Origin of the sequence: Butyricimonas faecalis (assembly GCF_003991565.1) — a bacterium.
GTDB lineage: Bacteria > Bacteroidota > Bacteroidia > Bacteroidales > Marinifilaceae > Butyricimonas > Butyricimonas faecalis.
Map to the genome: position 1 here is coordinate 2,460,166 of NZ_CP032819.1, position 22,159 is coordinate 2,482,324.

Annotated in this window: 16 protein-coding genes and 2 riboswitches; of the genes, 12 read left to right on the forward strand and 4 right to left on the reverse strand. The window is 48.0% G+C overall.

Annotation, left to right across the window (positions count from 1 at the left end; all coding sequences use genetic code 11):
• Together D8S85_RS10755 and cbiB are read left to right on the forward strand one after the other, a co-directional pair.
• On the forward strand, nucleotides 1-1,017 hold the full coding sequence (locus tag D8S85_RS10755; protein WP_106480710.1) for a pyridoxal phosphate-dependent aminotransferase: 1,017 nt from the start codon (nucleotides 1-3) through the stop codon (nucleotides 1,015-1,017).
• Between the two features lie 9 nt (nucleotides 1,018-1,026).
• Nucleotides 1,027-1,956: an adenosylcobinamide-phosphate synthase CbiB gene (gene cbiB, locus D8S85_RS10760; RefSeq protein ID WP_106480711.1), complete on the forward strand. Its 930-nt coding sequence runs from the start codon at nucleotides 1,027-1,029 to the stop codon at nucleotides 1,954-1,956.
• A 49-nt stretch (nucleotides 1,957-2,005) separates the two neighbouring features.
• Here the strand turns inward: cbiB and D8S85_RS10765 are convergent, their stop codons facing one another.
• The gene (locus D8S85_RS10765; RefSeq protein WP_106480712.1) at nucleotides 2,006-2,488 is read right to left on the reverse strand and encodes a ferritin; all 483 of its coding nucleotides are present in this window, start codon (nucleotides 2,486-2,488) and stop codon (nucleotides 2,006-2,008) included.
• 109 nt (nucleotides 2,489-2,597) lie between these two features.
• Nucleotides 2,598-3,914, reverse strand: a complete 1,317-nt coding sequence (locus D8S85_RS10770; RefSeq protein ID WP_106625074.1) for a cobyrinate a,c-diamide synthase — start codon at nucleotides 3,912-3,914, stop codon at nucleotides 2,598-2,600.
• Nucleotides 3,915-4,087: 173 nt separating this feature from the next.
• Between D8S85_RS10770 and D8S85_RS10775 the strand changes: the two genes are divergently transcribed.
• From D8S85_RS10775 to D8S85_RS10790, 4 genes are read left to right on the forward strand one after another with little or no spacing between them, the layout of a single operon-like run.
• Nucleotides 4,088-5,575, forward strand: coding sequence for an amino acid adenylation domain-containing protein (locus tag D8S85_RS10775; protein WP_106480713.1), 1,488 nt, complete (start codon nucleotides 4,088-4,090; stop codon nucleotides 5,573-5,575).
• 5 nt (nucleotides 5,576-5,580) lie between these two features.
• On the forward strand, nucleotides 5,581-5,823 hold the full coding sequence (locus D8S85_RS10780; protein ID WP_106480714.1) for an acyl carrier protein: 243 nt from the start codon (nucleotides 5,581-5,583) through the stop codon (nucleotides 5,821-5,823).
• 3 nt (nucleotides 5,824-5,826) lie between these two features.
• A complete protein-coding gene (locus D8S85_RS10785) occupies nucleotides 5,827-7,266 on the forward strand; it encodes an MBOAT family O-acyltransferase (protein ID WP_106480715.1) in 1,440 nt (479 codons plus the stop codon).
• Nucleotides 7,267-7,268: 2 nt separating this feature from the next.
• Entirely contained in the window at nucleotides 7,269-8,279 is a 1,011-nt protein-coding gene (locus D8S85_RS10790; protein ID WP_106480716.1) for a histidine kinase, read from the forward strand.
• A gap of 94 nt (nucleotides 8,280-8,373) precedes the next feature.
• Here D8S85_RS10790 and D8S85_RS10795 read toward each other — a convergent pair whose 3' ends face one another.
• Both D8S85_RS10795 and D8S85_RS10800 read right to left on the reverse strand, forming a co-directional pair.
• Nucleotides 8,374-9,576, reverse strand: coding sequence for a C1 family peptidase (locus D8S85_RS10795; protein ID WP_106480717.1), 1,203 nt, complete (start codon nucleotides 9,574-9,576; stop codon nucleotides 8,374-8,376).
• A 349-nt stretch (nucleotides 9,577-9,925) separates the two neighbouring features.
• A complete protein-coding gene (locus tag D8S85_RS10800) occupies nucleotides 9,926-12,283 on the reverse strand; it encodes a TonB-dependent receptor (RefSeq protein ID WP_106625075.1) in 2,358 nt (785 codons plus the stop codon).
• 104 nt (nucleotides 12,284-12,387) lie between these two features.
• A riboswitch (cobalamin riboswitch) is annotated at nucleotides 12,388-12,587 on the reverse strand.
• Between the two features lie 74 nt (nucleotides 12,588-12,661).
• Nucleotides 12,662-12,869: riboswitch (cobalamin riboswitch) on the forward strand.
• Nucleotides 12,870-12,923: 54 nt separating this feature from the next.
• Here D8S85_RS10800 and D8S85_RS10805 point away from each other — a divergent pair.
• The 6 genes from D8S85_RS10805 (at nucleotide 12,924) to cobM (ending at nucleotide 22,128) form a co-directional block, all read left to right on the forward strand.
• Nucleotides 12,924-15,164 (forward strand): TonB-dependent receptor, encoded by a 2,241-nt coding sequence (locus tag D8S85_RS10805; RefSeq protein ID WP_106480718.1) that lies wholly within the window; start codon nucleotides 12,924-12,926, stop codon nucleotides 15,162-15,164.
• 8 nt (nucleotides 15,165-15,172) lie between these two features.
• On the forward strand, nucleotides 15,173-16,099 hold the full coding sequence (locus D8S85_RS10810; protein ID WP_106480719.1) for a sirohydrochlorin cobaltochelatase: 927 nt from the start codon (nucleotides 15,173-15,175) through the stop codon (nucleotides 16,097-16,099).
• Nucleotides 16,100-16,105: 6 nt separating this feature from the next.
• Complete coding sequence (locus D8S85_RS10815; RefSeq protein WP_106480720.1) at nucleotides 16,106-17,599, forward strand: PepSY domain-containing protein; 1,494 nt, start codon at nucleotides 16,106-16,108, stop codon at nucleotides 17,597-17,599.
• Nucleotides 17,600-17,639: 40 nt separating this feature from the next.
• Entirely contained in the window at nucleotides 17,640-19,046 is a 1,407-nt protein-coding gene (gene cobJ, locus D8S85_RS10820) for a precorrin-3B C(17)-methyltransferase (RefSeq protein WP_106480721.1), read from the forward strand.
• 69 nt (nucleotides 19,047-19,115) lie between these two features.
• Entirely contained in the window at nucleotides 19,116-20,324 is a 1,209-nt protein-coding gene (gene cbiE, locus D8S85_RS10825) for a precorrin-6y C5,15-methyltransferase (decarboxylating) subunit CbiE (RefSeq protein ID WP_127075052.1), read from the forward strand.
• Nucleotides 20,317-22,128, forward strand: coding sequence for a precorrin-4 C(11)-methyltransferase (cobM, locus tag D8S85_RS10830; RefSeq protein WP_106480723.1), 1,812 nt, complete (start codon nucleotides 20,317-20,319; stop codon nucleotides 22,126-22,128). Before cbiE ends, cobM begins: the two co-directional genes overlap by 8 nt.
• The last annotated feature ends 31 nt before the right edge of the window (nucleotides 22,129-22,159 follow it).

Consider the following 22,159-nt stretch of genomic DNA (forward strand, 5'->3'; position numbering starts at 1 on the left):
ATGCTGAACGGACACGGAGACGATATATACAAATCAAGCACAGAAATAAAAGCCAATTTCTCTACCAACGTATGGTATGACGCGGACACGGATCTTCTCCGTTCCATACTGACCACACACATCGACAAGATATTCCACTACCCGGAGCCTGCCGCCGAATCATTCGTGCAGGAAGTTGCCCGACACCACAATCTGCAACCACAAAACGTGATTGCCGGGAACGGTGCCACGGAATTGTTTTACCTGATCGCACACGCGTTCGAAGGCAGTAAAACCATCCTCCCCATCCCCTCTTTCTCTGAGTACGAGGACGCTTGCACCCTTTATAGGCACCAACAGATATTCGTACCCTTGAAAAACTTTCAGGCAGGTCCCGCGGACTTGATGTTTATCTGCAACCCCAACAATCCCGACGGACACGTGTGGCAACTGGAAGAGATTGAAAATATTTTACAACAATACCCTCAAATGACACTGGTCGTGGACGAATCCTTTATTGATTTCGCCCCGACGGCGCAACCGTGCGAATCCCTGTTGGTCCGCTATCCCAACTTACTGGTCATTCATTCCATGACCAAAAGTTATGCCATCCCCGGGTTACGCCTGGGATACATGTTGGGTAACGAAGACCTGATCGATCGAATCAGACGGTTCACTCACCCGTGGAACGTGAACGCACTAGCCATAGAGATCGGGAAGTTTCTACTACAAAACGGTAAATACCTTCTGCCCGACACCGGCAGGCTACTCAAGCGTAAAGAGAACTTTGTACGTGCCTTCGACGAACTTCCCGGGTACACTCCCGTACCTTCGGAAACCTCTTTTTTCCTTATTCACACGATACATAAATCCCCCGAGTTGAAACAGAAACTCCTGGAACAATTTGGAATACTGATCCGGGATGCCTCGAATTTCAGAGGTCTGGACGAACATTACTTTCGGGTAAACACACTCTCGGAGGAAAAGAACCAAATGCTACTCCGGGCATTGAGATTATTACCTATCACTAATTTATAATTAGTTACTATGTTTTCAATCGTCATCATCCCTCTCGTCATCGGATATCTTCTCGATCTCATTTTTGGAGATCCCCGGAAATTACCTCATCCGATCGTGGCCTTCGGGAACATCATCGGGTGGTGTGAACGCCATTTCAACAAAGGGAAACACAAAAAACGGAATGGATGCCTCGTTGCCCTTATCCTACCGCTTTCCACCCTCTTGCTGGGAGGACTTATCGCGTGGGGAAGCTGGCTACTCCACCCCCTCGCGTATTACGGTGTCGCCTCCGTGTTCGTTTTCTACGGACTGGCCAACCACAGTCTTATACAGGAAGGAGGAGAAGTCATTCGGACCCTCGAAGAACAAGGATTGGAAGCCGGACGAAAACGCTTGTCATGGATCGTCGGCAGGGATACCAGCCAACTGCCTCCGAAAAAGATATACACCGCCGTACTGGAAACTATGGCAGAGAATTTAAGTGACGGGGTAGTTGCCCCTCTATTCTTTTATGCCTTGGGCGGATTTCCTGCCATGATGACTTACAAAATGGTAAACACGCTCGATTCCATGATCGGGTACAAGGATGCCCGCTACAAAGATTTCGGTTGTTGTTCGGCCCATTTGGATGATGTGCTGAATTATATTCCCGCCCGGCTAACAGCACTTCTGATTGCTTTAGCAGGCTACCGGAAAGGAATCTTCTCCTTCATCCGAAAATACGCCCGCCAACATGCCAGTCCCAACTCCGGTTACCCGGAATCCGCCATGGCCGGAATACTGGATTGCCGCTTCGGGGGACCCAACATCTATCACGGAATTCTCGTGGAAAAACCTTATATCGGGACAAATGACAGGGAATTATCGGTCAACGATTACAAACGGGCCACTCGCATCAATCAAACGGTATGCTTGGTCACGGTGATTGCAATCTGTGTAATTTATGACTTACTATAAAATAAAAAACGGGGAGTGTCACCCCCCCCGTTTCTATTCTTCAAACGAATTATTTCCGTTCCCCTAATTTATCATCCAGATAAATCAAGTTATGACCATTCATCATCTTGATTCTGTCAACGATAGTCTGGGCGGTAGCCTCTTCTTCAACTTGCTCGTTCACGAATTTATTGATAAAATTCTGGGCAGCCTTATCATTCTCCTTGATGGCAACATCCAACAAATCATCAATCAATTTAGAAACATGGCACTCGTGTTGATAAACATGCTCGAATACTTCCAAAACAGAACCCCATGCCGTAGGAACCACGTTGATCTGACCGATTTCCACGTTTTCGTTCCGTTTGATCACGAAGTCAATCATTTCGTAAGCATGATCCAACTCCTCTTTTGATTGTGCTCTCATCCATGATGCCATCCCGTCGTATCCATTCTGTGCAAAATACACGGACATTGACAAATACAAGTTTGATGACCACATCTCAGCATTAATCTGAGCATTAAACGCCTTTACTAAATTTTCGCTCAACATAATTGTTTATTTTTAAGTTGTAATTTGTTCATTCAAATCATATAAGGAAAGAACAAATTACATGCCATTTCAAAATTATGTCATTAAAAATAAAACTTAAGACATTTTGTCATCTTTGTCCTAATAACATTAAAAAACGATCCACTCCACACTCGCCCCAGTAAAAATGGATATAACTTGCCAAGACGTTCTTATAGGCATATACCGGCGTGTCAACCACCATATTCTTGGCATTATATACCGTGCCCATCACGGGGATTTTCTCCTTTCCTGACAATACTCTAGAATAATGAAATTCATGTCCCCGAACGCTTTGATCGTTCACACGAACTTCCCGGTAGCCCAATTTCAATTTCATCTGCTCCATCGTCGCCCCTTGTTTCAACACGCCTGCCATGGGGTAAACCTTCCCATCACTATCTGTAATCGAGTCACACAAATACATCATTCCCCCACACTCCGCCAATACCCGTCCCCCGGCCTCGCAATACTCCCGGACGGACTGCCGCATCCCCTCGTTAGCAGTCAATTCAGGCAAATGCAATTCCGGGTACCCTCCGGGCAAATAGACAAGATCGGCATCCGGCAAACTTTTATCACGCAGCGGACTAAAAAACACCACCTCTCCGGCTCGCTTCAAGGCTTCCACGTTCTCCCGGTACATGAAATTAAATGCCTCATCCCGGGCAACGGCAATCTTCCTATTTCCGGGACAAAGAACGTCTTCTGCCTGCTCCCCGGGAAATTCCACCGTGCAAAGTTCCAGCAAACGATCAACATTCACCGTCTTCGCGATCACTTCGGCCACCCGATCCGCAAACGCATCAAAACAAAACCTCTCATCAATCGACAACCCCAAATGCCGGGACGGGATAACAATACTCTCATCTTTCGGAATATACCCCAAAGCCTCCACCCCGGCATCCGCACAAGCCTGTTGCAAATAAACGTAATGCGCCTCCGACGCCACGAAGTTAAACACGACCCCGACAACCCGGATGGCCGGATAAAAGTGCTTAAAACCATACAACACCGGAGCCACGGAATAAGCCGTGGACTTTGCGTTAAGTACCAGCACAACGGGAATCCCTATCAACTCGGCAATCTCCGCACTACTCCCTTTCATCCCGTCATACCCGTCAAACAACCCCATCACGCCTTCCGTCACACAGACATCACTCGCCGCTCCATATCGGGCATACAACTCCTGCACATGTGCCTTCGATGCCATGTAAGTATCCAAATTCACGGATTCCTCCCCCGCGGCCATCGCATGATGTTTCGTATCTATATAATCCGGTCCGCACTTAAAAGGCTGTACCTTCATTCCCCGATTCCGCAACAATCGCAACAGACCTAACGTGAATGTCGTTTTCCCGCAACCGGAAGTAGCAGCCCCGATCATGATTAACGGTTTTTGTTTCATCTCTTTCAGCATTTACGCACAAAGATAAAACTTCTTGAAATAATAAAAGATAATAACACTGAATGTTTCAAATAAAAACCTACTTTTGTGGCATTACGATAGTTGAGGTAATTACATATCATAAGCTTTCGAATGGACACCGGAAGCCGCCTCAAGTATGAAGGAATGATTTTATGAAGAAAATGGACATGCTTAAAGACATTGTCCGGGCTTACAAAAATTACCCGGATTATGTAGCTTTTGTAATTGATGACACCTCTTACACCTACCAAGAGGTATTTGCCCGAGTACGGGGAATAATGCCTTTCGTGCAAGACTGTCCGGAAGACATTATCGGAATCATCGCGGAAGACTGTATCGAAACGTACGCCTCTATCTTGGCTGTACTGTTATCCGGGAAAACTTACGTGATTCTCCATCCCAACTACCCGGACAGCCGGAACAGGAACATCGCGGAGGCTACCGGCATGAAACAGGTCTTGTACGGTCATGACTCCCGCACACGCCAAGGACTCCCCACCGAGATAACATGTATTTCGACAGTAAAGCTGCGGGATGAAGACAGGGAACATGCAGCCTGGGAACAAGTACAAGATGAAAACAGGAATGCTTACATCATCTTCACTTCCGGAAGTACCGGAGTACCCAAAGGAGTCCCGATCAGCCGAAAAAATCTAAATGCTTTCTATACGGCCTACCACCAACTGGGCTGGCAACTGGGACCGACAGATCGAATGTTGCAAATGTTCGAACTGACATTCGACGTCTCGGTTGTATCCACCCTCTACCCGCTAACCCTCGGAGCCAGCGTCTACACGGTGGGAACAAACCAATTGAAATACATGAAAGTATACGAACTGATGGAAGACGAAGAACTGACTTTCGCGGCCATGCCTCCCTCTCTGTTACAATTCCTATCTCCCTACTTTGACGAGATCCATGTCCCGAAACTAAAATATCTTATCGTGACGGCAGAAGCGGCCAATGCCGATCTTCTTCAACGCTTCAGGGGTTGCGCTCCCAATGCAGAGTTCGTAAACTTATACGGCCCCACAGAAGCTACGATTTATTGCACGGCTTACCGAATTCCTCCCGAAAATTGCAAACAACACAACGGAATGATCGCCATCGGTCGTCCCTTTAGCGGACTTGAAACCATCATCATGGACGAAAAGGGAATGCCCGTGGCAGAAGGAGAACAAGGAGAATTATGGGTAAGCGGGGAACAAGTCATGCGAGGCTACTGGCAGGATGAGGATAAATCCCGACAAGTATTTGCCCGGTTCAACGGGAAAGAATACTATAAAACAGGCGACCTCTGTTCCGTCGATTCTGACGGGGACATCATCTATCGAGGACGTAAAGATTACCAAGTCAAAGTGCAAGGTTTCCGAGTCGAACTCAGCGAGATCGAATACCGGACAAAGAAATTCTTCCCAAACGAGACCCATGCCGTTGTCATTCCCAAGAAAGAGGACGACGGGGGATGCCAACTGCACTTGTTTGTCGGGACGGATTCCCACGAGCGGGAAGCATTACTCCACTACCTGAAAGAACATTTACCCGTCTATATGTTACCGACGGAAATTCACTTTTTAGAAGAATTCCCGTTAAACACCAGTGGGAAAATTGACCGGAAAGCATTAACAACATTAATATAAAAACTATGGAAACCGAAGAAATCTTACGCGAACTGGACACGATCTTTCGCGACATCTTAAAAAACGAAAACATCGCGTTAACCCCCGCAACCACGGCAAAAGACGTGGAGGGATGGGATTCGCTGACGAACATGCGCCTTATCACGGCCATTGAAAAACATTACAACATTCGTTTCGGCCTACGTGAAATACTGAAATTCAAACACGTGGGAGACCTATGCGCATCCATTCAAGCTAAAAAGAAGTAGCCTATGATGTTCCTCTCTTTACCGTTTATTATCCTGTTTACCTGTTGCCTAATTCTTTACTACACGGTAAAAGGCAACTACCAGAAACCGGTCCTGTTACTCGCCAGCTGCATTTTTATCGGTTATTTCAACATTGCATACCTGTTGATAGCCGCACTCATTGCGGCAATCACCTTCTACTGGGGACGTTGGATCGGGATGCAGGAGCAAGAAAATAAACGCCGGAGAGTATTCATCGGGGGTATCGTCTTTCTCGTCCTGTTCCTCGTTGCGTTCAAATACCTCAATTTCATCGGGGAAAACATTGCCGTACTACTGGGTTGGTTTGGCGTGGACTGGAAAGGAGCCATCACCTCCGTCTTCTTCCCATTGGGCATTTCGTTCTACACCTTCCAAGCCCTCGGGTACCTTATTGATGTTTACTGGGAAGAGGAAGAACCCGAACGCTCACTACCGGACTTTACGCTCTACATGTTATTCTTCATGAAATTTCTTTCCGGACCGATCGAGCGGGCCTTCGACATGCTCCCGCAGTTAAAAATCGAGAAACACTTCGACTACGACACGGTCACCTACGGACTGAAACTCATGCTGCTCGGCTTGATGAAAAAAGTCTTGATTGCCGATCGACTGGCCCCGCATCTGGACAGTATATTCGCTTCCGTACAGGACGCTTCGGGAGCCCAACTATTACTTACCGGATTATTGTACCCCATCGAACTTTATGCCGACTTCTCCGGCTACACGGACATGGCTATCGGTGGGGCCATGATGTTCGGCTATCGCCTGTCTCCTAACTTCAATCGCCCATTCGTGGCAAAAACGATCACCGACTTCTGGCGGCGTTGGCACATGTCCCTCTCCTTCTGGGTTAGAGATTACCTCTACCAACCTATCGCGGCAAATAAACGGTACTGGGGACAATGGGGCATCGTCTACGCCCTCGTGGTCACCTTCGTGTTGCTTGGCGTGTGGCACGGGGCCGGCTGGAACTACGTGATCTACGGGTTAATCCAAGGACTTATCATCAGTTACGAAATGGTAACTGTAGCTTATAGGAACAAGGTGGAAACAAGCGTGGGCAAACACGTGTTCGGGGTTTACTCCATCCTCCGGACGTACCTACTCTTCGCGTTCTCCCTGTTGTTTTTCCGCCTACCCTTGCTATCCGATGCCGGGTACATGATCAGTCACCTCTCCTTCAACATGCACACCTCCATCAAGGAGTTGCGACTAGGGATGACCGACCAAGAATGTATCGTCGCCGGGGTTGCCGTCGTACTGCTTTTCCTGTACGAGTACTTTATGTCGAAACGGGACCTGTTACAAGCCCTGAGCCGGTGCCACAGAATCATACGTTGGAGCATCTATTACCTGCTTGTGCTACTCATGTTCCTATTCGGACAATTCGGTTCTGAAGATTTCATCTATTTACAGTTTTAGCCATGAGAACTTTCAAAGGATTCATATTAAAATGCGTGCTTTTTCTTGTTCCCTTCTTCGTCCTCGCAGGGTTCTATTTCTACGACGACCCCTTCAAGGTGGTGCGAGAATATAAAAAATATGACAATGACCCGATCTTCCTGAACGAGGATTACATCGGCTGGAAGACATACAAGAATTACCGGGACTCCCTGCATTTCGACTCCTTCATCCTAGGAAATTCCTGCACGATGGCATTTCTAACCTCCGACTGGGAAAAATACCTCAACGGGGGCAGGGCCATCCGACTATACGGGACAGCACAACGACTGGCTGCCGTCCACCGGAAAGTGATGGCACTTGACAAGGAAGAGAAACATATTGCCAATGTCCTGCTCGTCGTCGATGCCACCCTGTTACGGGAATACCAATTATCCACGGGGTATATGCACCTGCTTCCTCCGGAAATTTGCGGGATGAATAAATTCAAATTTCAATCCCAATTCGCCCAACAATTCTTTAATCCCAAATTTATGATTCCTTATATGGATTACCGGATATACCACCAATATCGTCCCTACATGATGGGCATCGTGAATCCGGATAAAAACACTCGCAACACAATAACAAACGATTTATGGAACCCGCGGGAAAAAGAAATAGCAGAATTGGGCGATTCCTATTGGGAAAAATACAAAAAAGGATTTCGTCCCCGTTCCGGTCAGGACCAGACTTATCCCCCGGTACTCATGAAACCACAAATAAAACTGTTATCAGAAATAGCAAAGGTATTCCAATCCCACCACACGAATTGTAAAATTATCATCAACCCGGAATACAAACAAATACGCATGAACCCGGCAGACGTGAAGCAACTGAAAGAAATATTCGGAGCTGAAAACGTGTATGACTTTTCAGGTATCAACCAATACACAAATGAGATACGAAATTACTACGAAGGCTCACATTATCGGCCCTGCCTGGGACGCCAATTACTGGACAGCGTGTATGCCACACACGAACCAGGGCGCTAATTGGGGATTTTAGATTTTAAATTTTAGATTTTAAATTCCAGCCGCACAAGGCTGGTGCGGCCGGAATCCAAAATCTAAAATCCGAAATCTAAAATCACTTCATTCCCAACTTCTTCCTGATCGCCTTCGGGATAGCGTTCTTATGAACCATGATATCCATCGTCTTCAAAGCCACATAAGGATAAGAAGCGTAGAAATATCCACCGAATTTGTTATACTTGTTCCAAGAATTCTTCACGATAAAATAAGGAGTACCGTTCTGATCTTTCGCTTTGCCAATAATGTGCATTCCGTGATCATCCGTCGTCAGATAACGGTCAAACTCTTCCTGTCTCATCTCCTGCGTGATCGTCTTTTCGGGAGCCGGACCTTGCCTGAAGGCATCCATCATCTGTTGTCCTTTCGGCAACTTCTCCCATTTGGCAATCTCCGCCCCGCTCATCTCCTTCATGTCCATTGCCGGAATCACGGCAACCCCCGCATCCTTCGTGGCAAATCCTTTCTCGCTCACGTCAGCACCCCATACAAAGGTATACCCGTTATCAATAGCATAATCCATCACTTGCATCAACTCTTCCAGCGGAAGATTGTATGACTTATCCCACGACCAGTTATCCTCAACCTCAACGGCAAACTCCGTGTAGAACGGATGGTGTGTAAAAGAGGTCAGGTTCACGTAATCGTCCATGTTCAACCCGACTACCTCCTTGGCAAAAGTCTGTGGCGTATATTCTTTCCCTTGGTATTCAAACTTTTCCGGCTCCGGACCGAGATAAGTATCCAGAATAGCATCAAATCCCCGTTTCCAAGCCGTACTCAACCGTTTGTTATTGTTCTCCACCACGGCCTGCACGTAAGCTTTCAACACGGCATCAATCTCCCCGAACACGTGATTCGGCTCCCCGTAGTTCAACCCTTGAAACACCTCAAGAGGCACAATCCCGTATTTTTTTGCCATATTGGTAACATCCGAAGAAGCTCCCCCTACCGCAAAATTCAGCACCCCGTGCAAGCGGACATATTTTTCAGCCTTGTCCGAATAAGCATGCTTCACGAAATACATCGCTGCCAAATTCACCGAATCCTTCCCCGTTCTCATCATCTCCGACTCCAGGAACGAGGACGTTGCCCACGACCAGCAAGTCCCCGCACGATACTGATCCTTCACGGAAGTGGCGGGCAATCTTTTAACATCCGTGAATTTATATCCTTCCGGCTTTATCGTGTCTTGTTGCGCATAGGACATCATCGTACCCGCGAAAAGAAGGGCACACAAAATACATACTGTTTTTCTCATCTCTTTATATTTAATGATTTCATTGTCTGCTACAAAAGTATAAAAAGAAGCGTAAAATACTCACGTCTCCCGGTTAAAAACAAGAAAGGGGCCAAACCTCAGGAAGTACCCTTGTAATAAGGGGAAACAGGCGCGTCTCCCTCCTTTCGCTTAAGGTACGCTCCCGGCACATCTTCGGTCGGCGAGCGAAGAAACACCCCATGCGCGCCGAAGGTGCACCGAAGTTACTTCCCTCCATCCGCATATATGCCATGGGTTTACAACGCGACATGATATAATATGACTTACCCGGGAATACACTATTATTCGTATTCCCGGGTAAGACCTTATTCACAAAAGATACTCTTACTTAAAAAGTATAAGAAACCGACGCTTGATAATTCCTGGGTTTTCCCATAATCGTAGTTCTCTCGAAATACTCCTTATCAAACAGATTATTGACATTCAAAGCCAACGTCACATGATTCTTTATCGTGTAAAAAATACCGGCATCCATCAACCACAAAGCCGGATCGTAAAGACGATTATCTACATTTCTAAACACCTTATCCTTAAAATTCCCGCTTAAATGGAAAGATAAATTCTTAAATATCCCCCGGGGAATCATATAGTCCGCATAAGCATAAAAGGTCGTACGAGGAACTCCCGTGGCACGCACATTTTTATTCTGTTCTTTATACTTCGAGAAACGTCCGCTCTCGGCAATCTCCCTCAAGCGATAATCAGACCAACCAAGTCCTCCCGTAATCTGCAACGTCGGCAAAGGACGCACGACCACCTCTACGTCAAAACCGCGGGAATCAGCCCTTCCTACTTGTCCCCGGATACTCTTCTCCGTGGCCACGCCGTCAACCAAAACAGTCGTGTCGCCCAAACTCTTCACGATGTTATACTTACGAATATAGAACACGCTTGCATTTATATCCACCATCTCGTTCAAGGTATAGCGCACACCGACTTCCGTGGAATACCCCTTCTCCGGCTTGAACACCTCGCCGCCATTCTCGTCAGGGTTGAACTCGTTACCCTTGCGATCCAAATACATCACGGTAGGACTATATGTTGTCGTCACAGGATTGAAATAAGAAGAAACAGAACCGTAGAATGACAATTCAGACATGGGGAAATACACGACTCCCACCCGATACGTGAACGCCGAGGTCTCCACCTCTTTCCACTCTTTTCTATTCTTCGTTTCATACTTCTGCTTACCGTTGTCAATCGTGGCACTCGATGTCTTCCGACTATACAAATCCACCCGTCCGGATGCCATCATCTTCCATTTGTCATTGAACTCGATCACGTCATGCAAATAAATTCCATGCGTTCTTTCCGTACGAAGAGAAACGGCAGAAACTTTCGTATCCCACCATCCTTGCACGATGTGCGGGTTCCGCACGGGTAAAAGGGCATCCAAACCGGGTCCCCACAAATCATCCTTCCCGTAACCGTTATATTGGGCAAAATCGAAACAGTTATATACCCATCCCAACGTGTAATTATGTAACACGGAACCCGTCTCGAACTTACCTGTCAACTCGATCGTGTTATTCACGTTCTTGTGATCCGGGTTAAAATTCAACGGATTCAGACGAGCTGCATTTCCACGCTGAACCGTATCCAGGTCAACATACACTTTCTCGGTCTCCGACTTGTTATAATACCATTTGTATATCGGATCCTTAGAAGTACGGTACGAAAGCCCCTCGATACAATGATAATCCAAATCGCTATGGAAATAAGAAAAACGTTCTTTCAATTTCATCCAATCCGTGATCTGATAGACGTACGACACGGACATATCCCATACTTTCCGCTTCATGTAATTGTTGGCGAAATCATTGTAGACCTCCCGATAATCAGCCTCCGGGTGACGCTCTCCTTTCAAGGCATACGGTTTATCCCCATCCACGTAGAACATATCACCGGGCATCACGGGAGCAGCCCCGATCTCGGTCGTGTAATCGTCATCGGCATAGCTACCGGTCACGTCAACACGTCCCCACTTTCCCAAATCAGCACCCAAAGCGCCATACACGGAGAAACGATTTGCATTCACCTCACGCCAACCGTCACCCGTTGAATAATTAACATTGGCACGATACTCAAGAGGCCCCACGAGCTTGCCCCCGAATCCGAGAGTAGCCCGTCTCTCATCCCAACTACCATAACTGATACGGGCGTTAGCCGAAAAATCAGACGACGCTTTCTTGCGCACGATATTCAACACACCCCCCATGGCCGAATGTCCGGCCAAAATAGCGGCGGGTCCTTTCAGCAACTCGATAGATTCCACGGCAGCCAAATCCCCGTAAGGCACGTTATTATTCAACGTCCGCTCGTCACGAATCCCGTCAATCATAACAACCGCACTCCCTTGCCCGCGAATAGAAAACTGCTGGAATTGACCGTATTGTTTGTCTTTCGCTACAATTCCCGGCAAAAACTTAACGGCATCCATCAAATCCACGATGCCTTTCCGATCCAGCATCTGGCTCGACAACTTACTCACCGTTATCGGCACGAAACGCAAAGGCACATCTAATCCCAACAAATCAATTTTCTTCTTTTTCTCCATCACGTTCACTTGCTCGATACGGAACAACGAGTCCGTGATACTTTTCTTCGTCCGCTTGTCATTCTCTTGAGCGAGAAGCGAACCGACGCACACAAACAGCAATAATGCCAATACAACAACTTTTTTCATACAACTATATATTAATAATGAATAAAGCATTATCAACATAGTTTTCAAGGCAATATGAGTCTAAGGTAAAATATATTTTCCCTCTCGCTTTTTTTCCCGAAAGCTATGGTTCTTCATGTTCGGCAGGTCTTCTGACTTGTTCCGGATTTTGTTGCCTTCCCGGTATTACCAGTGACATTTAAAGTACAAAATCCCTTGTAAAGGAACTTACAGCTGCGGGTACAGTCCCGGATTCACACCGGGTTCCCTATTAAGCGTTACCTCCATGACCGAAGGCTCCGCACCAAAACATGGCGCAAAAGTACTACATTTTTTTAATATTTACGTGAGTTCAATATAAATCAGCATAAAACAAGTTACCCTTTACCAAAAAATACATACATTCGCGATGTCTTAGGTGCTGTGTTAATGCTCGATTAACATACAAAAGGGAAGCCGGTCAGAATCCGGCACAGTGCCCGCTACTGTGATGCCTGTTTCTCCATAAAAGAGATTCAAAGAAAGGTTCTTACACCACTGTCCGAAAGGGCGGGAAGGTATCTTTCTTAGGCTTAGTCAGGAGACCTGCCAAGACAAATACAGGTAATAGCGTGTTCCCGGGGCCAGGAATACTATTATAAACTTTAAAAACACCATTATAATGAAAAGAATTGCAGTGCTGACCACGTTATTCATGTTAGCCTTAGTAAGTACCTCGTTAGGACAGATCACATTGAAGGGACGAGTCATTGATGCCAAAAGCGGGAAAGCACTTATCGGTGCGAATGTTCGGTTAATCGGGACAAGCATCGGAATTGCCACCGACAACAAGGGTGAATTCATTCTTGAAAAAGTACCCGAAGGTACATACACGCTCCGGGCCAGTTACTCGGGTTATGACGTCAGTTCCATAAAAGTAAATGGGAATAAAGAGGACATTCTGTTCCGCCTTGTGGCGACCCCGGTAAACCTCAATCAGGTTGTAGTAACAGGCACGGGAACACATCGGCGGTTAAAAGATTCTCCCGTTCCCGTTGAAGTGATCAGTGGCACCGATCTAAAGAACGCGGGAGTAAACTCCTTTGAAGATGCGTTACTACTGTTAAATCCTTCGTTCAACATTCGCCCCACGGTCATGGGATCCTACTTCACACTAAATGGCATGAGCAACAAATATATCCTTATCCTTGTGGATGGGAAGAAAGTTGCCGGGGATGTGTCCAACAATACAGACCTTGCCCGCATCGACATGGGGAGAGTAAAGCGGATCGAGATTTTAAAAGGCGCCGCGTCTGCACTTTACGGTTCCGATGCCATTGCCGGAGTTATTAACGTGATCACGGAGCACCCCAAGGATCCGGTTAACGTGCAATCTAAAACTCGGGTCGGAGGCGAATCCAGTTTTTCACAAAACGCCAACGTGGACCTGAATCTTGGAAAGTTCACCTCTTCCACCTCATATCAAAGACGCCAGATGGGTGGCTGGCAATTAAGCCCTTACGAACTGGATGGCGACACGGCAATTCTTTCCAAAAGAGAAGCTTCCAGCAGGTTTTACACCAACATTGTCAACCAACATTTCACCTATTCTCCGACAAAACAGTTAAAACTATACGCCCAAGGAGGCTATTTTGATCGGAAAGTAATCCGTCCGGTAGAAAAAACAAAAAATGACGGGGGATACACCTACGATTTGACCTACATGGATTACAACATCGGAGCCGGAGGGCGTTATCAATTAAATGAGACGGATTATCTCTCTCTCGACTTTTACGTGGATAATTACGAGTATAACAAACTATACACGGTGGCACAAGTCAGTAAAAAGGATACCACTTTCCGCGTGGGAGATGAAGAATTAACGAAACGCCAAAAATATTATAATGCAAACTTGAAAGGGGTATTCAAACTCGGAGACTACAATAAGATCTCCGTGGGAACGGAATACACGAACGATTACATGAAAAACCCGGGGAATCTCGAGAAACCGGAAGGAATTTACACGTTTGCCTTATACGCCCAAGATGAAATACGCCTTTGGAAAAACTTACAAATTCTGCCAGGCTTTCGCTACGTGTACAACGAAATGTTCAAAAACAGTTTTACCCCCAAAATAGCCCTAATGTACACTTTAGGGAATTTCAATTTCAGAGCTTCCTATGCCGCCGGGTTCAAAACCCCCAGCATTCAAGAATTGTATTACGATTATGAAAACCGGGGAGCAATCACGGTCGGGAACCCGGACTTGAAACCTGAAAAAGCAAATTATTACAACATTAACGTGGAATATGCCGGTAAATACCTGAATATTTCTGCCAACGGATACATCAACGATGTAAAAGACATTATTGAAAAATACGATATCGGTGCCACGGACGAAGAGAAAGCCAACGGGATAAAGACCCACAACATGTACCAAAACTTAGACAAAGCCAGCATCAAAGGTTTCGACATCTCGGCCAATAGCTACCTGGGAGCCGGATTCTCCGCAGCCGGTTCTTACAACTGCGTTTACGCGGCCGATGATTCCGGCCATCGCTTAAGTGAATCGGTAAGACATGCCGCAACATTCCGTGCCGGATGGAGTCACGAGTGGAATAAATACACCCTTCGGGCTAACGTCAACGGAAGAATACAAGGCTCAAAATACATTTACAAAAAGACAACAGACAAGAAAACGGGAGAAGATATCTACACCGATGTCAGTGCGCCCAAGTATCAGCTATGGAATTTTGCCACCACGCACACCTTTGCCCCTGTAGGGAATTTTCTCTTCGAAATCAACGCGGGGATTGACAACCTCTTCGATTGGACCGACGATCGCCCAAGCGGGGTAAACTATGCCACCTTAAACCCGGGCAGAACACTATTTGCAAGTTTAATTATCCGTTTCACAAAATAAAAAACATCATGAAGAACCTATTAATCGCACTCTTTTTATTGACAAACACATTCACTTTCGCCCACGGCGACGGTGGTTTCAGACATTCCGACATTTTCAAGAATCTCGGTCCCAACGACAAAGTAGCCATTCTCATGGTTCATTTCGGAACGACTCATGATGATACCAGGGCATTAACCATTGACGCAATCAATAAAAAAGTGGCACAGGCATTTCCCGGTGTAGAAGTCCGCGAAGCCTATACCTCCCGCATGATTATGCGTCGGCTGAAAGAAAAGGGAATGAATAAACCCAATCCCATGGAAGCCATGGACAAACTGATTGCAGACGGTTATACCCATTTGATCATCCAGCCCACGAATATCATCGTAGGAGTTGAAATGGAAGCCCTGCAAAAAGAAGTCGCTTTATACAGTAAAAAATTTAAAGACATCCGTCTGGGGACGGCTCTTCTCCATTCGCCGGAGGACTATCAAGCCACCGTGAAAGCCATCGCGGCCTCTCTTCAAGGGAAAACAAAAGGAGATTGCGTATTTGTTTGCCACGGCACCTATCACCCCGCGAACTCCACCTACGGAATGCTTGACTACGTGATGAAAGCCCAAGGACACAAGAATTATCACGTGGGCACCATCGAGGGCTATCCCACGATGGACGACGTGATCCGAGAATTGGAAAACAACAAGGCCAAAGAAGTCACCCTGATCCCGTTCATGTTCGTGGCCGGGGATCACGCGAAAAATGATATCGCCGGAGATTGGAAAGAAGAACTGGAAAAGAAAGGATACAAGGTAAACGTTGTACTCAAAGGATTAGGTGAATATCCCGCCATACAGGAACTTTTCATCCAACACGTGAAATTCGCTTCCAAACATCAACGGGAAGATATTACCGTAAAGAAAAAGAAATACGAGAAAACGGACGATATAGATTAACATCATATGTTCACAAGACTATTTATACATCTACACAGGATACTGGGGTTACTTCTCTGTATCCTGTGTTTTTCATGGTTCATATCCGGAATCGTGATGATCTATCACTTCTTTCCCTGGGTAAGCCAGGAAGATCGGTTTACACGTGCGGAAATCCTCGACACGAATAACTTACCGGCCATACAGGACGTGTTACTCCGTTTCCCGGCCAAAACACCAACCCGAGGACTCTCTTTGAACAACCCCTATGGAGATCCCGTATTCAGCATAGGCGGTGGACGTCAAAGCATCGAGTTGTACGCGGATACGAATGTCGTACCTCCCGTTATCAACTACGCCCTCTGCGAAAGCAGGGCCAAACGCTGGTGTGCCGACCGAAAGATCTCCCGGGTGGATACGCTACACGCGCTCGACCAGTGGATTCCTTTCGCCCAATACAAACGGGAGTTTCCCATCTATAAGTTCTACTTCGACGGCCCGGAGAAGTATCAGCTTTACGTCTCTTCCCGAACAGCCAACATCCTGCAGTTTACCAACTCCGACAACCGTTTTTGGGCATGGTGCGGGGCCATTCCCCACTGGGTGTACTTCACCGTTATCCGGAGCAACCAGAATTTGTGGACCCAATTCATGTACTGGGCATGTTATCTCGGTATGTTCATGTGCTTTACCGGATTCGTTCTTGGCATACGCTCCTATTGGCTCGCCCGCCGGAAAGGCTTTCTTCGTTCCCCGTACAAAAAGCCGTGGTTCAAGTGGCACCACATCACGGGTTTTTTCTTTGGCATATTTGTCTTCACGTGGATACTGAGCGGCTACATGTCCATGGCCCCGCTCCCCTCATGGATTTTCGGCAAGCAGGAATCCCGCGGATTCCGACAAAACCCGGCTGACAGACAAGCCCCGTCACCCGCCGACTACGCACTCGACTACCGGAAAGCCATCGCCCTCACGACCACACCGGGTGATCCCGTCAAGAGCATCGAGTGGACCCACTACCAAGGTATTCCTCTCTACCGCCTCCGTACGGTCAGCCGGGAAGTGATTTTAGATGCCTCTGCCGACACGATCCGTCCTTTCCACATTACGGAAGAGATGATTTTTGCTGCTGTCAAACGCCTCGCCGGGGACTCGACCAACTACACCATCACCAAGATGAACGAGTACGACAACTACTACCTGTCCCGTCGTCATTCTCTGCCGCTCCCCGTCTACAAGGTTACGTTTGACAACAAGGTGAAGGATTGTTATTACTACAACCTCGAATCCTTCCGTCCTGTCCACTACGATACCAATGGACGCTGGAAACGCTGGCTCTATCGCGGTCTTCACACCCTTGACTTCAAATTTCTTGTCGAACGTCCGGTGCTATGGACCGTGGTCATCTGGACTCTTCTCCTTGGCGGAGCCGTTGTTTCCTTCACGGGAATCGTGCTTTCGGTGAAATACATCATCCGGCTGATAAAATCTAGAATAAAGCGGGGAAATCATCAAATCTAAAAATTAAATACGTAATTTTGCCTAAATAAAGCTACATATAATGAATCACGGAAAAATATTCGTCGCCGGCATCGGGCCGGGTAGCGAAGAAGACATTACCCCCGCCGTTCGTACGGCCATCATGCAATCGGACGTTGTGGTCGGTTATAAATATTACTTCAACTTCATCCGGTCCATCGTTCGTCCCGAAACGGAATGCATCGACACCGGCATGAAAAAAGAGAAGGATCGGGCAGCCCTTGCCTTCGAATACGCGGAACAGGGGCACACTGTTTGTGTTGTTAGTTCCGGAGATGCCGGAATATACGGTATGGCTCCCCTCGTTCTTGAAATGAAACGGGAAAAAGGGTGCGATGTAGAGGTTGAAATCCTTCCCGGAATCAGCGCGTTTCAAAAAGGAGCCGCTCTACTGGGAGCCCCCATCGGACACGATTTCTGCATCATCTCCCTATCAGACTTGATGACTCCGTGGGAAAAGATAGAACGCCGGATTGAGGCAGCCGCAGCGGCGGACTTTGTTACCGCTGTTTATAATCCTAAAAGCGAAGGACGCTACTGGCAGTTGTACCGACTAAAAGAGCTGTTTCTCAAACACCGCCAACCGGAAACCCCCATCGGGTACATCCGTCAAGCCGGACGAGAGGAACAGCAAGTCAACGTCACGACTCTCCTCGATTTCAACCCGGAGGAGATTGATATGTTTACCATCGTTATCATCGGGAACTCCCAATCCTATACGTGGGACGATAAAATCATCACCCCCCGCGGCTACTACCGGGAACAACCTTCGGAAAACGTCGGCATCGGTCAAGAGATCATGATGCGCAGTTTCCGTACCATCGAATCCGAACTGAGGGACAAGAACATCCCGCTCGGTCGCGAGTGGGCCTTGTTGCACGCCATCCATACCACCGCGGATTTCGACATGGAGAATATCCTCTACACCGACAACAATGCCGTGGAAACCCTCCATGCCGCGTTACACGACGGCAACGTCCGCACGATCATCACCGATGTCACCATGGCGGCATCCGGTATTCGCAAGGGAGCCCTAGAACGCCTCGGGATCGAAGTGAAGTGTTATCTCGACGATCCGCGTGTAGCCGAAATGGCATCCCGTCTGAAAATCACCCGCACGCAGGCAGGTATCCGCCTTGCCGCGGAAGAACACCCGGAAGCCCTTTACGTTTTCGGTAATGCCCCCACGGCACTTATGGAACTGTGTAAACTCATGCGTCAGAACAAAGTACATCCTGTCGGGGTTGTCGGGGCCCCGGTCGGTTTTGTCAACGTACGGGAATCCAAGTATATGTTGAAATCCTTTACCCGTCTGCCCAAACTCGTTATCGAGGGACGCAAAGGAGGGAGTAACCTGGCAGCCACTCTCGTCAACGCCATTCTGTGTTTTGACGATGCTGCTCGGTTGAGGCCAGGGAGGGATCTTTGATTTACGATTTACGATTTGTGATTTACGATTTATGATTTACGATTTTTTAAACTTGCAACCCATCCACCCATGACATCACCGAAGACAACGTTCATCATCATCGGCATAGACGATAATGCCCAACAGGAACTTCCCGAACAGGCACGTAACGCAATTGCCGGAGGCTTCGTGTTCTCCGGGGGAAAAAGGCATCACGAAATCATGCGTAAATACTTACCGGACAACCACCTGTGGATTGACATTACCGTACCGTTGGACGACGTGTTCCGCCAGTACAAAGCCCATTCCGACATCGTTGTTTTTGCCTCCGGGGATCCGCTATTTTTCGGTTTTGCCAACACGGTGCGCAAACGCCTTCCCGATGCGGTGATCTCGGTGATTCCCACGTTCAACTCGTTGCAAACATTGGCTCATCGTCTTTTACTCCCTTACCACGATATGCACGTTGTTTCTCTCACCGGGAGACCGTGGCATGAATTCGATCGGGCGCTGATCGAGGGGCAAGAGAAGATTGGCGTACTTACAGACCGAGAACATACACCGACCAGCATCGCCGAACGTATGCTTGAATACGGCTACGACAATTACATCATACACACGGGAGAAGAACTTGGCAGCAGCACGGAAACCGTTCGTACACAATCCATCGCAGAAGCTCAGGCCACCTGTTTCCGCCATCCCAATTGCCTCATCCTCGAACGCACGTACGTGCGTCCTCGTCCTTTCGGGATTCCGGAATCCGAGTTTGAGTTACTCGATGGCCGGGTCAACATGATCACGAAAGCACCCATCCGCTTACTCTCGTTAGCTCAACTAGACCTTCGTTCCCGCCGCACCCTGTGGGACATCGGGTTCTGCACCGGCTCCGTCTCCATCGAGGCGAAACTCCAGTTCCCACATGTAAAGATCGCAGCCTTTGAACAACGCCCCGAAGGTGAACGGTTGATGAAGCTAAACAGCATGCGTTTCGGGACGCCCGGCATCATCACCCGGATCGGTAATTTTCTGCAGGCGGAACTGGACGACCTTCCCGCCCCCGACGCCGTATTCATCGGGGGGCACGGGGGACAGATGGATGAAATCATTCGAAAAGTAAGCAAACACTTGCTTTCCGATGGCGTCATTGTCTTCAATTCCGTCTCCGAGCAAAGTCGGGAGCTCTTCATCAATGCCGTTAAGCACCACGGGCTTACCCTTGCCGCAACCCAACACGTGACCATCGACGACCACAACCCTATATTAATCATGAAAGCACAAAAAAGATCATCCTATGAATAAAATTGCCGTCATCATCGCCTCCGATCAAGGAGCAAAACTAGCTCTCACCATACGACAGGAACTTCCCGGTGCCGAGCTCTATTCCACAGTGGAACGGGAACACTGCACCCCGATCACTTCCATCCAGACGTTCGTTTCCGAGCAATTTTCCCGTTTTGATGCCCTCGTTTTTATTGGGGCGTTGGGTATCTGCGTACGAGCCATCGCCCCCTGTGTACGCTCCAAATACACGGACCCCGCCGTCATCAACATTGATTCCTCCGGGAATCACGTGATATCTGTTCTCTCCGGTCACATCGGTGGGGCCAACCGGATGACCCTTCGCTTGGCCGCCATACTGGGAGCAAACCCGGTGATCACCACGCAAAGCGATAACAACGACCTTTGGGCTTTGGACACGCTGGGACAAACGTACGGCTGGAAAGCAAATTCCACCTCTCCCTTGAACACTGTCATCTCAACGTTCGTCAACACCCGTCCCGTAGCGTTACTGTTGGACATAAAAGACGAAGGAACCCGTTTCATGGAACGTACCGCCCCGAAACACGTGAGTTTATTTTACCACTTCGATGACATCGACCAACAGCAATTCGAAGCCCTCATCGCTGTCACCCCCTACATATACCCAACCTCCATCCCCACGCTGTATTATCGTCCCGCCATACTGCATCTTGGCGTCGGTTGCCGCCGGGGGTGTTCCCCGTTGGGCATTCAGAAGCACATCTTCCGCACCCTTGAAAACACAGGCTTATCCCCCTTATCCCTAAAAAGCGTGTCGACCATCGACCTCAAAAAAGACGAACCGCTCATCCATGAGCTGGTACGGGATAACAACACTGAACTCCACATTTACACCGCCGAGGAACTGCAAGGCATTGAGGTCCCCAACCCTTCCGCAAAAGTACTTGACGTGACCAGCATACCCGGGGTGGCCGAAGCTTGTGCGCTGAAAACATCCGGCAACACCCGGCTTGTCCTTGAAAAACAGAAAGGTAAACTCAGCGAAGGCAATGACTTTACTTTTGCCGTTGCCATGGACCGTGCTGTCGAACGCCAGGGATTCATCGAGATCGTCGGAGCCGGCCCCGGAGACCCGGAACTGATCTCCGTTAAAGGTAAGCACTTTTTGGAACAAGCCGACCTCATCCTTTATGCCGGCAGTCTCGTACCCGTGGAGCTCACATATTACGCCAAACCCGGTGCAACTGTTCGCAGTTCCGCCTCTATGACCTTGGAAGAACAATTCGCCTTGATGAAAGCATTCTACGACAAGGGACTTTTCATCGTCCGTCTCCACACTGGAGATCCCTGTATATACGGGGCAATACAGGAACAAATGGCATTTTTCGATGAATACGGGATGAACTACCATATCACACCGGGCATCTCCTCCTTCCTTGCCGCCGCTGCCGCCTTGCAGTCCCAATTTACCATCCCGGATAAAGTGCAGACCATCATCCTCACCCGCGGAGAAGGTCGTACCCCCATGCCGGAGAAAGAGAAATTACACCTGCTCGCCCGTTCACAAAGCACCATGTGCATCTTCCTCAGTGCCTCCATCGTCGATCAGGTCCAATCCGAATTGATGCAACATTATCCCCCGACAACCCCCGTTGCCGCTTGTTACCACCTCACGTGGAAAGACGAACGGATATACCGGGGAGAACTGCAAAACCTAGCAAAGATCGTGAAAGAAAACAATCTCACCCTCACCACCATGATCGTTGTGGGAGATGCCATCGACAACCGCCAAGGACTGTCGAAACTCTACTCGCACCAGTTCAAACACCTCTTTAGGAATTGAAAATGGAAAATTGAAACAAGGAGTAACTCAA

Bases quoted from the DNA above. Each gene is read 5' to 3' on its own strand.
- D8S85_RS10755 (WP_106480710.1), top strand. From the start codon at position 1: ATGCTGAACGGACACGGAGACGATATATACAAATCAAGCACAGAAATA.
- cbiB (WP_106480711.1), top strand. From the start codon at position 1,027: ATGTTTTCAATCGTCATCATCCCTCTCGTCATCGGATATCTTCTCGAT.
- D8S85_RS10765 (WP_106480712.1), bottom strand. From the start codon at position 2,488: ATGTTGAGCGAAAATTTAGTAAAGGCGTTTAATGCTCAGATTAATGCT.
- D8S85_RS10770 (WP_106625074.1), bottom strand. From the start codon at position 3,914: ATGAAACAAAAACCGTTAATCATGATCGGGGCTGCTACTTCCGGTTGC.
- D8S85_RS10775 (WP_106480713.1), top strand. From the start codon at position 4,088: ATGAAGAAAATGGACATGCTTAAAGACATTGTCCGGGCTTACAAAAAT.
- D8S85_RS10780 (WP_106480714.1), top strand. From the start codon at position 5,581: ATGGAAACCGAAGAAATCTTACGCGAACTGGACACGATCTTTCGCGAC.
- D8S85_RS10785 (WP_106480715.1), top strand. From the start codon at position 5,827: ATGATGTTCCTCTCTTTACCGTTTATTATCCTGTTTACCTGTTGCCTA.
- D8S85_RS10790 (WP_106480716.1), top strand. From the start codon at position 7,269: ATGAGAACTTTCAAAGGATTCATATTAAAATGCGTGCTTTTTCTTGTT.
- D8S85_RS10795 (WP_106480717.1), bottom strand. From the start codon at position 9,576: ATGAGAAAAACAGTATGTATTTTGTGTGCCCTTCTTTTCGCGGGTACG.
- D8S85_RS10800 (WP_106625075.1), bottom strand. From the start codon at position 12,283: ATGAAAAAAGTTGTTGTATTGGCATTATTGCTGTTTGTGTGCGTCGGT.
- D8S85_RS10805 (WP_106480718.1), top strand. From the start codon at position 12,924: ATGAAAAGAATTGCAGTGCTGACCACGTTATTCATGTTAGCCTTAGTA.
- D8S85_RS10810 (WP_106480719.1), top strand. From the start codon at position 15,173: ATGAAGAACCTATTAATCGCACTCTTTTTATTGACAAACACATTCACT.
- D8S85_RS10815 (WP_106480720.1), top strand. From the start codon at position 16,106: ATGTTCACAAGACTATTTATACATCTACACAGGATACTGGGGTTACTT.
- cobJ (WP_106480721.1), top strand. From the start codon at position 17,640: ATGAATCACGGAAAAATATTCGTCGCCGGCATCGGGCCGGGTAGCGAA.
- cbiE (WP_127075052.1), top strand. From the start codon at position 19,116: ATGACATCACCGAAGACAACGTTCATCATCATCGGCATAGACGATAAT.
- cobM (WP_106480723.1), top strand. From the start codon at position 20,317: ATGAATAAAATTGCCGTCATCATCGCCTCCGATCAAGGAGCAAAACTA.